General features: G+C 73.5%; 10 protein-coding genes and 1 pseudogene. 4 read left to right on the forward strand and 7 right to left on the reverse strand.

Translation table 11 applies throughout. The annotated features are described in order from the left end of the window. Positions 1-135: 135 nt before the first annotated feature. The gene (locus ACIQF6_RS36120; protein ID WP_400903242.1) at positions 136-399 is read right to left on the reverse strand and encodes a hypothetical protein; all 264 of its coding nucleotides are present in this window, start codon (positions 397-399) and stop codon (positions 136-138) included. A 247-nt stretch (positions 400-646) separates the two neighbouring features. Here ACIQF6_RS36120 and ACIQF6_RS36125 point away from each other — a divergent pair, with 247 nt between their 5' ends. Further along, entirely contained in the window at positions 647-2,029 is a 1,383-nt protein-coding gene (locus ACIQF6_RS36125; RefSeq protein WP_400903245.1) for a hypothetical protein, read from the forward strand. A gap of 72 nt (positions 2,030-2,101) precedes the next feature. Beyond that, a complete protein-coding gene (locus tag ACIQF6_RS36130; RefSeq protein ID WP_400903248.1) occupies positions 2,102-2,353 on the forward strand; it encodes a hypothetical protein in 252 nt (83 codons plus the stop codon). Between the two features lie 174 nt (positions 2,354-2,527). Here the strand turns inward: ACIQF6_RS36130 and ACIQF6_RS36135 are convergent, their stop codons facing one another. Then, entirely contained in the window at positions 2,528-2,749 is a 222-nt protein-coding gene (locus ACIQF6_RS36135; RefSeq protein ID WP_400903251.1) for a hypothetical protein, read from the reverse strand. On the opposite strand from ACIQF6_RS36135, the gene ACIQF6_RS36140 reads away from it, so the two are divergent. Continuing rightward, the gene (locus ACIQF6_RS36140; protein ID WP_400903253.1) at positions 2,738-2,953 is read left to right on the forward strand and encodes a hypothetical protein; all 216 of its coding nucleotides are present in this window, start codon (positions 2,738-2,740) and stop codon (positions 2,951-2,953) included. The two genes, ACIQF6_RS36135 and ACIQF6_RS36140, sit on opposite strands and share 12 nt — an antisense overlap. Before the next feature lie 202 nt (positions 2,954-3,155). Here ACIQF6_RS36140 and ACIQF6_RS36145 read toward each other — a convergent pair whose 3' ends face one another. Beyond that, entirely contained in the window at positions 3,156-3,722 is a 567-nt protein-coding gene (locus ACIQF6_RS36145; protein WP_400903255.1) for an SMI1/KNR4 family protein, read from the reverse strand. A 47-nt stretch (positions 3,723-3,769) separates the two neighbouring features. Then, positions 3,770-4,279, reverse strand: coding sequence for a hypothetical protein (locus ACIQF6_RS36150; protein WP_400903257.1), 510 nt, complete (start codon positions 4,277-4,279; stop codon positions 3,770-3,772). A gap of 945 nt (positions 4,280-5,224) precedes the next feature. Between ACIQF6_RS36150 and ACIQF6_RS36155 the strand changes: the two genes are divergently transcribed. Continuing rightward, complete coding sequence (locus tag ACIQF6_RS36155) at positions 5,225-6,193, forward strand: hypothetical protein (protein ID WP_400903258.1); 969 nt, start codon at positions 5,225-5,227, stop codon at positions 6,191-6,193. A gap of 82 nt (positions 6,194-6,275) precedes the next feature. Here ACIQF6_RS36155 and ACIQF6_RS36160 read toward each other — a convergent pair. From ACIQF6_RS36160 to ACIQF6_RS36170, 3 genes and pseudogenes are all read right to left on the reverse strand, one after another. Further along, positions 6,276-6,352, reverse strand: a pseudogene (locus ACIQF6_RS36160). Positions 6,353-6,977: 625 nt separating this feature from the next. Next, positions 6,978-7,973 carry a replication-relaxation family protein gene (locus ACIQF6_RS36165; RefSeq protein WP_400903261.1) on the reverse strand — a complete coding sequence of 332 codons (996 nt, stop codon included), beginning with the start codon at positions 7,971-7,973 and terminating at the stop codon, positions 6,978-6,980. Between the two features lie 265 nt (positions 7,974-8,238). Next, positions 8,239-9,132 (reverse strand): replication-relaxation family protein, encoded by an 894-nt coding sequence (locus ACIQF6_RS36170; RefSeq protein ID WP_400903263.1) that lies wholly within the window; start codon positions 9,130-9,132, stop codon positions 8,239-8,241. Between the last annotated feature and the right edge of the window lie 2,197 nt (positions 9,133-11,329).

Here is an 11,329-nt window from a genome sequence, read left to right on the forward strand (position 1 = left end):
AGGGCATCAGGCCATGAGCCCGGCCGCGCTCCGGACCCGGTGATCGGTGCACGTTCGCCTGTACCAGGCTGCGCATCTTCATGCGTACGCCGACATGCGTGTCGGTGCTGGGACAGGGCTGGGACACCTGGCCGGCTACCGGTCGGGCGCGGCGTCCTCGATGGCGGCGGTCAGGCGGGCGTGGATGTCGGCGGCGGCGTCGCGGGTGGCCGGGTCGGGGTCCTGCAGCTGAGGGGCGATCAGTTCGAGTGCGGCTGCGAGGAGCGGCACGGGGACGGCGGCGGTGCGCAGGTGCAGGAGCTGGGTGGCGGCGCGCTCGCCCGGGGTGTCGGCTGCGGGCCGGGCGGAGGGGATGATCAGGGCGTTGATGCCGCGGTGCGGGGGCGGGGTGCTGGTCACCCGGCCCATCTTCGCGCGTGCGGCGCGGCGGTGGCCAATGGCGGCCGGCTCGTGAGGCCCGGCCGGTTTCGGTTTCGTGTCCGCAACGGAACGAGATCCGTTGGGGCCTGTGGTGGCGGCGGCGCCGGTTTCGTGGCGGCAACGGAACCGTCGAATGCCGCTGCCTGCCGGGGTGCGCGGGATGTGCGGGCCGGACTGTGCGGCGTTGCGTTGCGTTGTGCGGCAACGGAACGTCTAGGGTGTGCGGGTGACTGTGGATCAGGGCCGGCTCGCGCGCCGGGTGGAGCAGCCGTCGCTGCTCGATGTGGACGTGCCCGCGCCGGTGTGCCGGGAGTGCGGAACGGAACTGCAACGGAAGTCGACGGGGCGTCCGGTGGTGTTCTGCGGGCCGACGTGCCGCAGCCGAGCCCATCGCCGCGGCCGGACCGGGCCCGAGGCGACGGACGAGTCGCCGCGCCAGGGGGCCTACCGGTCGGCCGCGGACGGCGTGGTGGCCCACGCGGTGAACCTCGCCACCGCCCTCGACATGGATCTCGACCCGCAGGCCGCTCTCGACGGGCTGCGGGAGGCGGTCGCCGTCCTCCTCTCCCTCGCCGAACGCCAGGTCGCCGCGGCACGCAACGAAACCCCCGGCGCGGCCGCTCCCGGCCCCCGCGCCGACACGGACCGGGCCTCCGCCGTACCCGGCAGCGAACCGGACGCGTTCCGTGGCGGCAACGAAACTCCGGCTTCGGTCCCCGCCCCGACGGCGACCGTGCCGCGGCCGGCCCTGCGCACCGACGCGGAAGTGCTGCGCGCGGCCGCCGCCGACCCCCGCACCCGGCACGGCGACCCGGACCGGATCGACGACCTGGGCATCACCATCGGCGACGGCCTGGAACTGGGCACCTGGACCGCCCCCGACGCCGCCGGCCTCCAACTGCTCCTCCACGACGGGGCGGTCGCCGGCTGGACCGTGCTGCTCCCCATGGGCCCCTGGGGCCGGAACGGCCGGGGCGGCCACGCCGCCGTCGTGCACCGTCCCGGCCGGCCGGGCGAGTTCGTCCTGGGCGACCTCGGCCGACCCCGGGTGGCCGACCGCCCGGGCGAGGCTCTTGACCTCCTCCACCGCGCGGTCCGGGCCCGCCGCACCGCCCGCCCCGCCGCACGGCCGGGCCGCCCGCCCGCCGCTCCCGCCCCTGCGCAGCCAACCCCGGCGCCGGTGGACGTGCCGGTCCCCTACGACCTCGCGCTCGGCCGCCCCACCGGCTGGACGCCACCTTCCGAGCGAGGCCTCGGAACCCCGGACCGCTCCTACGCCCTCGGCGGCGGCCTGGTCCACCTCACCTGGCCCGCCCACCCCGGCGTCCAGGGCGTCGAACAGCACGGCCGCCTCATCGGCTGGGCCGAACAATGGGACCCCGAGACCGGCGCCTGGAGCACCCTGCTCGACGGCCACCAGGTCATCGACGCGGCCGACGACCACGTGCTGCTGTCCGCCACCCCCGCCGACGCCATCACCCTCCTGATCCTCGCTGACCAACGCCGCGCCGCAGGACAGCTGGCCGCACCCCGACCCGGCACCGAACGCCCCCGAACACGAGGGAGCCGGCCCTCACCGGCGAACCCGCAGGCCCGCCCCGGCCCCTGACGACAGGTCCGCACCCCGGCCGCTCCGCGTTGCGCGTCATACGACGCACAACACCCTGATGAAAGGACACCCGTGTACTCCTCCGACGGCCGCAGCGCCACCTTCACCGTCCTGCACGACATGCTGTCCGGCCGGATGACGATCCCGGCCGACTCCGTCACCACCCTGCTGCGCGACCTCGCCGACCGCTGGGACGCCGGCGCCGCCGACCCGCACCAACCGCCCCGCAGCTCCGAGTCCTTCGCCGCCGAGCTGCGCGCCGTGGCCGACCAGATCGACGTGGAGTGCATCGGCGTCGAACTCCGCCCCCTCGCCGAGGAGTAGCCGGTCCCGAGCACCCGCATCATTCGGGCCCGCCGCCGAGAAGGCGACGGGCCCGGACGGTGCGGGTGCTCGGGACCGGTCGCGGGCTCTGTCCACAGGCCGCCGGAGCGACGCTCTTCCCCAGCAGGCCCGGCACAGGTCCGGGCCGCGAACCGAGGGAGAGCACCGTGCCCGTCACCGCCCCCGACCCCCGCCCGGCACCTGCCCCACCACGACCACATCGCCCAGGTCGTCACCGCGCTCGAAGCCGCCGGCCGCGGCCCCGGCGGCCGGCTCCTCGACCAGGGCCCGGACGGCGCGCTGGCCGCCCGCCTCGACCTGGGCGCCGGAGCCCACAACCCCGACGGCGACCCGGACGCCTGCGACGCCGACCTGCTGCTCACCGTGCACTGGCACCAGCGGGACGGCTGGTCGTTCATCTGGGACCACGAGGCCCACCCGGACCTGCCGTTCGTCCTGGCCCGCCTCGACCTGCCCGTCGACACGGACCCCGACGGCGCTGCTGCCGCCCTGCTGACCACCGCGATGGGCGACCACAGCGACCCGGCCCGCTGGCCGAAGGCGCCATGGCTGCCCTCGGCGCAGGGCACCACCGCCTGATCCGGGCTGGGACAACCCTGTCCCAGCACCGTCCCAGCACGCCGGAAATGCCTGTTTTGCTAGGACAGTCCCAGGCCTTTTCCCCAGGTAGCGGCGTTCCGCGCTCGACTTGGGACAACCCGCCGGCCACCGGCCCACTGACCCGTCGCTGACCTCTGACAAACGACCTTGACTGATTGACAGGTGAGTTTGACCGAAGCGCCTACAGGATCTTGAGTACTTCGTCCCACACGTCGCCTCCGTCAGCCCAGGTCCACAGCCATTGACGTAGCGACGGTGCCGCGTAGCGCAGGCCGTCGTGGGGGTTCTCGCCCCAGTCGGGTTCCCAGCCGTCGGCGTCCCAGAGCAGGACCGGGTTGTCGACCGCTATCAGCGAGACGTGCCACTGCATGGTGCAGCCGCCACCGGTCAGGAAGAGCCATGACGCCGGTGGCCCCCACTCCGGATACCGGGTGCGAGGGGAGGTCGCGAGCGGCCAGCCCGGCTGGTACCGCTCCGGGACGCGGCGCGGTGTCAGCGAGGCGAGGCCGCCTTCCGGGCCGAAGCCGCCGTCGCCGATCTCGGTGTAGATGCGCCGGAGCAGGAGCGGCAGCTCGTACCCGAGCTCCCGCTCCACCTGTTCGACCTCGGCTGTCGTGATCGGGGGGAACGGCTGATCCGGGAGACTGCCGCGGGTGATGCCCGCGCCTTTCGCGCCCCAGGCGAGAGCACGCAGCCTTTCCAGAAGCGCGTCGTCGTCCGCAGAGGTACGCCGGGAGGGATCGGTCATGGAGCGGGACTGTAGCCGGGCGAGCACCAGGTGGCGCCGTTTCCTGACTACCTGTCTCCCGGCAGACGGGTGGCCCGTCCGGATGCCACTGCGGCGTCCATCGTGGCGACCAGGACGGGCACCTCGCGCCCCGGATCGCCCAGCACCACCGCCGGCGCTGCCGCGGCCAGCGCGCAGACCGCCACGAGCGCGATCCGCTCGCCCGCCGACAGATCGGGCAGCTCCTCGGTGTAGGGGTTGCCGGTGATGATGTTCGCGGACAGGTCGTACGCCAGCTCCTCGCTCAACAGCCCGTCGCCGTCCGGCACGACCTCCTGCCCGCAGGCCTGCTCCACGGCGTCGGCGGCCCGCTTCAGCATGATCCGGTGCGGCTCCTCCGCCTGCCGCTCGGCGAGCTCGCGCACCCACGCGGCGGCCAGCCGGCCCGCCTCCGCCGCCTCGGAGAACAACGTGTTCTCCGCGTGCTGCCGCCCGCGCTCCGGCTGTTCCTGCTGCTCCGGCTGCTCCTGGTCCTCGGCGACCTGTTCGGGCAGCGGGAGGACGGTCACGTTCGTCATGACCGGCCAACTCGCCGAAGGCGGGGAAGGGCACGGGCAGCCGGTGAGTTTCGCCCCGAATCGCCGACTGGTTCGCCCCGGGCCGGTGGGTTCCGCCCCGTCGAAACTCACCGCCACAGGTCAGTGCGTACGGCTGCGCAACGCACTCCTGCGCAGCGCATCCCGTGCGCACTGCGCGGAGGTGCGACTGCGACGGCCCGCGCAGGCGCACCGCCGCACCCGGGCAGATCCGCTGCGAATCGCCGAGTTACGCCCCGCCAAGGTTCGGGATTCGCCCCACCCGAACCTTTCCGTCGCAGGTCAGGGCGCTGCGATGCCGCGCGCAGTCCTCAGCCGGCCGTGCGCAGCGCCCGGCCCGCCGGCCGAACTCCGCACTCGCACCGGCTGCCGTCCCGTTTCACAGCGGCACCTCGGCCCATCCCGCTCTGCGCATGCGCAGAGCCGGATTGCGCAGCCCTGCGCAACGCACCCGGCGTTGCGCAGCGCCGCGCGACGACCGGTGCGGCGCTGCACCGCCGGCCACCGCTGTACTTTGCAGCGCGCCCGCCCGGACCGCAGCCTTCACATGCTGCACACCCCCGATCTGCGCTGCACTCCGCCCGCCGCACCCCGGCCACCAAGGTTCGGGATTCGCCCCACCAAGGTTCGGATTCGCCCCCGCGCCCCGGCCACCAAGGTTCGGGATTCGCCCCACCAAGGTTCGGATTCGCCCCCGCGCCCCGGCCCCCAAGGTTCGGGATTCGCCCCACCAAGGTTCGGATTCGCCCCCGCGCCCCGGCCCCCAAGGTTCGGGTTACGCCCCGTCCCGGGTTACGCCCCATCAAGGTATGCGGGGCGAAACCCCGGACGGCCGCTGACCTGGGCGGCTACCATCCCCGGCATGGACAGCGTCCCGCAGGCCACCGCGACCGACCAGCCGACCGACGGCGCGCCTGCGGCTGCGAAGTGCGCCCGGCCCGGCTGCGAGACGCCGGTCCCGCCGTCCCGCACCCGGCCGCGGACCTACTGCTCCCGCGCCTGCCGCAGCAAGGTCGACCACGCCAAGGCCAAGGCCAAGAAAGCAGCGGCGGAAGCTGCATCGCCGGCGCCCGCCCCCGCCCCTGCCCCTGTATCTGTATCTGCTCCGGCCGCCGGGCAGCCCGCCGCGCCTGCCGCACCGGTGGTCAGCACCTGGGCCGCCGACGGCGAGCGCTGGGGCGAGGACGGCCAGCGCCTCCTGGCACCGCCGACGCGCTGCGCCGCAAGCTGACCGCCTTCCTGCTGGAGATCGAGGCCGGCGCCGACCCGGCCGCCGCGTTCAAGGAACTGGCCGCGCGGCTGCCCTCCTACAGCCAGCGCATCTACGGTGCCGGCCAAGAGATCCGGGACAAGGCCCGCTGGCCCGACGCCGACCAGGACGAGCGCATCCGCCGCCGGATGCGCGAGCGCATCCACCTGTGGGACGACGACCAGGCCGAGCGGCACGACCACGACGACGACGTCCTCGAACCCGACGACCAGGCCGACGAGCAGCAGATCGTCCAGATCCCGCCGACCGCCCCCACCCCCGCCCGCCGGCGGCCCGAGGGCTCGCTGAAGGTGCCCCCGGAGCCGTTCCTGCGGGGCCTGGGCCGCTTCGACCTGGTCCGCAACATCAGCGTGCTGGTCGACCGGCCCGGCTGGGACATCGCCGGCTGGACCAAGGCCCCGGGCCTGTTCTACGTCCGGCGCGCCGGCCGCGCGCTCGCCTGGGCCGAGCACGGCCTGGCCGGACTGCCCGGCTGGGTCGTGGTCGTCGACGGCCGCCTCCTCACCGACGCCGCCGACCGCACCCGCCCGAAGGTCGTCACCACCATCGACCAGGCCGCCCTGCTGGTACGCCAAGCTCTGGACCAGGGGCTGATCGACGCCGACAGGGTCCCGTCCCGCGTTTGACCGGCATCCCGCCAGGGTTGGTGAGGGCCCGTCCCCAGGGACGGGCCCTCACCAACTTCCTGACAGACAGTTGCAGGCAGAGAGCGGGTGGAGGGACTTGAACCCCCAGCCTGCCGCTTAATCAGAGACGGCTGCTCTGGACCGTTGAGCTACACCCGCATAAGCCCGGCCGAACCCGCGCCGACAACTTCGCCGGACACCACAACCTCGGCCGTCCGGCCCGATTCTGCGGCGTCGAAGGATCGGTGGGCAACAGGCTTTCGCCCTAGCCAAGCGTTCGGCGACCAGCCGCGGACCTGGCCCGCCGCGGAACGTTCGACGGATACCTTGATACCGCAGGTCAGAACCACTGCCACGCCACTCTTCCCGGCGCCCTGGCGGCCGCCGCAGGGACCGTCACCAAGGTACGGACGCGCCGGTGCGGGCTCACCGGCCCAGGTCAGAGCGCTGCGATCCCGGATCGCAGCACGGTGCTGGGCGGGGCGGGCCGGAGCGGCGTCACCACTGCTGAGGGGATTGCTCCCTGCCCACCGTGTTGTCAGGATTCCCTGACGGATCGGCGCCGGCACCTTGATGGCCGCACCGGATGGGGGCGGGGAACCTTGATGCCCGCCCCAGGCCCTGGGCCGGAACACCTTGATGGTCCTCCAGGCATCGACGGGAACCTTGGAAGCCGGATCACGGCGAAATAACGTCGCAGGTCAAAGCATTGGTGAGCGGGGCAGATACCTTGGTGGCCGCCCCGAAGGCCCGGGGCGGCCATCAAGGTGCGCACGGTCCGCGATCAGCCGGCGCCGGGCAGGGTGAGTTCGTCGAAGCCGACCGGCTCGGCCTGGCGGTCCGCCAGCGGGTACCAGACCTCTCCGCTCGGCCCGTACTGCTGGAGGTCCTCGAGGCTGGCGGCGGCGGCCGGAACAGCGGCGAGCATCTTGGCGACGTGCCGGTCTTGGGCGTACAGCTGGAGCTCGTCGACCCGGTTGTCGAAGCCGACCCGGCCGGTGCCGGTGAGGACGAACAGCAGCCGCGGGAAGCGCACGTACCGGCGTTCCCACAGCGGCACCCGGCCGTCCTGCTCGGCCGCGACGGTGCCCGCGCGGATCCCGGCCGGGAGCGTCTTCGTCGACCAGTAGCGGGCGTAGGCGTTCAGCTTCGACGCCAGCCGCTCGGCGCCCATCGTGCCGCGGTCGACCTCCACGAACGCCCGCAGCCGCGCCACCCCGCCGTCGGGCTCGTTGACGCCGTAGAACAGCAGCCCGTCCGGGCGCACCGAGCCGTCCCGGCCCTCGGCGAAGCGGTGGGTGACCTCCGGGATGAAGTCGAACGGCCCGTACCTGTCCCCGCGTGCCCGGGCGCCGGCCAGGAACGCCAAGTGCGTGCTCACCACCGCCAGCTGGTGCCACAGCGTGTACTTGAACGCCGTCGCATCCCCCGGCATCCGCGGCGCCGGCACCTCGGCCAGCTCGGGGAACGCCCCGGCGATCCGGGCGCCGTGCTCGGTCAGGAACCAGCCCTTCGCCCGGCCGGATTGCGGCAGCACCAGCTCCGCCACCAGCCCCTCGTCCCGTAGCCGCCGCAGCCGACCGCGCATCTTCTCGATACTCCGGTCCGGGGCGAGCAGTTGCCGCAGCTGCTCGGCGGTGGCGATCCGGAACTGGAACAGGGAGGCGAGTACGGCCCAGGAGATCTCGACCTCCCGCGCCTCGCTGTCCGGCTCCGCCCCGGTCCGCGCCCTGCCCCTGGTTGCCCCGGTCGCCCTGGTCGTGCTCGTCGTGCCGGTCATCACGGTGCCCTTCGACGGGCGCGGGGCCGGGTGCTCCGCGCGGTCGCCGAAGGGAACCCGGCACACCTTGGCGGATCCCTTGGCGATCCACCCCCCTCGCGGCAACGATCACGTAACGGCCCCCGCCAAGGCGGGGCGTCAAGGTGTTCTCCAACCTTGGAGAGAGGCCCGGCCACCTTGACGGATGCCTTGATGCCGGGGGCGGGCACCTTGATGCCCGCCCAGCGGTCAGGGGCTGCCCGGCGGGGCGGACCGCCGGGCAGGACTACAACTCCCAGGCCCCGCACCGGGCCCGCGCGGGGTCGCTGATGGAGTCCCACACCGGGGCGTTGACGCCGTGCTGCTCCAGGTCGGCCAGGCGGGCCGCGCCGGCCTTCACGCGCTGAAACGTCAGCATCCGCTCGACCATCGGGTGGGCGGCGGCGACGGCCTGCATGTCGCGCAGGCGGCGCAGGGCGGCCCGCTCGCCGGTGTCGGCCAGGACGAACAGCAGCCGGGGGAAGGCCGGGTAGTGCTGCTGCCAGGCTGGCAGCACGCTCTGCGAGTGCGAGGTGCGCCGCAGGTGGGCCGGGACCGGGTGGTGCTCGTGGAAGCGGGCGTAGGCGATCAGCTTGGCGGCGAGCTTCTCGCTGGACATGGTGCCGCGGTCGACCTCGACGAACGCCCGGTGCAGGACCCGGTTCGGCTTCTTCTTCGAGTAGTGCAGCAGGCCGTCGGGGATCAACGCCCCGCCCGGGGCCTCGCCGAAGCGGTGGTAGACCTCGGGCAGGAAGTCCAGCGGCGCGCACTCGTCCCCCTGCGCGCGGGCGCCGGCCACGAACGTGACGTGGGTGCGCACGACGGCCAGGACGTGGCCCAGCCGCAGCCGTGCCGCGCTCTTGTCCTCGGGCAGCGGAGGGGAGGCCACACCCTCCAGCTCGGGGAAGGTCGCGGCGATCTTCACGGCGCGTTCGGTCAGGAACCACGCCTGCAGCTTCCCGGCCTGCGGGAGGACGACGCTGTCCACCAGGCCCTCCTCGTGCAGCCGGCGAAGGCGCCGCCGCATCTGCTCGATCCCGGCGTCCGGAGTGTGCAGGACGCGCAGCTGCTCGGCGGTGGCCATCCGGAACTGGTACAGCGCGGCGACCACGGCGTGGTCGATCTCGGGCGGCATCGCCATCGAGGGCTCCTTCAAGGTCGGTGCCCGCCGCCCTGCTGGCAGCGGGTACCGCATGGAAGCCCGCGGTTCTCACCGGATTTCTCACCAGAGAAGGCCCTGGCGGCAACGATCCGACAACGGGTGTTCTCACCGGCCCGGCAACGGGTGGTGAGAACCCGTGCGCCAACCAGCGGCCGCCCCTCCCGCCCGCCGCGCCCGGAAACTGGGCTGATCCGCAGGTCAGAGCGGGTGGTGAGAGGGCGTCAAGGCGGAACTCACCGGCCCGACAACCCTTCCTTCCTTCTTCTTTGTCTTTGTAGTTGTAGTGGCAGTTGTCGTTGGTCGGTAGGGTCCGGCGCCTGCGGCGGGCCCTTTTTCTTCTGCGTCCGGCTGGTGCCGGCCGCGCGTGGTGGGGGCGGCCCTGGAGGGTCGCTGGAGGAGGCGAAGACTGCTCTGCCCGTCGTTCCTCGAACACGGCGGGCAGAGCAGTCACAGACGCCTTGGAGCGCCTCCAGCGGGCACAGCGGGCCGGGCGGGTCAGTGCCCAGTCGAGGCCGAGCGCGGCGAGCTGGTCGAGCTGGGCGCCGGTCAGCTTGGCCCGGCGGGTCGTGGTGTTGGAGATCCACGCCCCGAGCTTCACCTCGACGGTGCCGCCGTCGCCTTCGGCCACTTCCTCGACGTGGGCCGGGGGATGGTCATCGACCCGGTTCGCTCCCGGTACTGGGCGAGCGCCGCCAGGCTCCGGTCGAACGTGCTCGTCTTTTCGTCGGCCGTCTTGGACGTGCCTTCCCGGGCGGTACGCCGCCACCGCCACGCCCGCGGCTCCTGCTGGCCCGCCGGCCGCGAGCTGCGCCGGGCGGTGAACCACCGGACGGGGGAGGAGTTCTGCCCTGCCCGCCTGGCCGAGCGGGCAGCGAAGCAGGCCCGCGCGGAAGCAGCGGATGCCTGGCGTTGAGCCGCGCGTGCGAGCGACGGAGAGAAGTAGCCCAGCCACCCGGGTGTGACCTGTTGGTGGTGTGGGGCGCGAAATGGCCTCGCACGGCTGGTTGTCTGGACCTTTGGTTGTGCCTGTTGGGGTGGTGGCGGGTGTCTGGTCGGGGCGGGGTTTGGTGACTGTGTGTGGTGGTGGGTGGGGTTGGGGGGTGGGGTCGGGGCCGCTCGGGGGTTGGTGGGGTGTTGTGGGTGGTTTTCGGGGTTGAATTCCGCCGGGTATTTCGTTGGGTTGTTTTGTTGGATTGGTCGTTGGGTGGTGTGGATTCGGGTCGGTTTTGCGGGTCAGGGGGTGGTGGCGGGGGTTGGTGTTCGGTTTCTTCCCGGGCCGGGTCCGCCGTTCTCGGTGGCCGTGCCCGCCGTCCTCGGTGGCCGTCCCCGGTGGCCGTGTCCGTGCCGGCCGTGCTGTGTCGCGGTCCCGGGCCTGCTGGGTCTGGCCGGTGTTGTGTCGCCGGGGCGGTGTGCGGGTGGGGCGGCCGTCCGCTGTCCGGGTGTGTGCTGCCGCCGTCGCCGTCCCGCCGTGCTGCGCCGCCGTCCGGGCCGCGCCGCCGTCCCGGGGCCGCGGCTGCTGTTCGGTGGTGTCGACGACCGCCGGGTGCTGGTGGTCCTGGCCGCTGTCCGAGGCGTTGTCCTGGGCGGCGGGGTACGGCCGGGCGGTGGCCGCCGGGAAGGCCGGCCTTCCCGGGCGGTCTGGTTCTGGTGGTGGTGTTCGGCGGCCGGGTGGCGGCCGGGTGGCCGGTGGTGGGGTGCAACGCGGGGGTGCGGCGGGGTGCAACGCGGGGCGGTGTTGCGGGTCTGAACTGGTGTTATGTGGTCTGGAGCGGGGGTGGGTGGGCGTGTTGCACTTCGTGTTGCGCCGGGTGGCGCCGGTCCGCCGGCCTTGACGGCCGGCCTCGGTGGCTCCCCGCTGCTCCGGCACTCCGTCCGGGCCGTCCGGTGCCGCGCCGCGCTGTCCCGCAGCCCCGGCTCCTGGTCGTCGTTCTGGTCGGCCGTCAGGCCGTCCCGCTGCGCCGGTCCCGGCCGTCGGCGGCCTGTCCGTGCCCGTCTTGCCGTCCAGCCGTTGTGCCTGTGCCCGTGCTGGCCGCCCGAGGCCGGCGCACCCCGCTGCGCCCTGCCCCGCTCTGGTGGCCGTTCTGGCCGCCCGGTGCCGAGCCCCGCTGCGCCCCGCCCTTGTCCGGTGTTCGGTTCGGTGTCGCTGTTCCGGGGATTGCCCGGGTGGCGCTGGGAG

The sequence above is a fragment of the Kitasatospora sp. NPDC092948 genome (genome assembly GCF_044754805.1).
Classification (GTDB): Bacteria; Actinomycetota; Actinomycetes; order Streptomycetales; family Streptomycetaceae; genus Kitasatospora.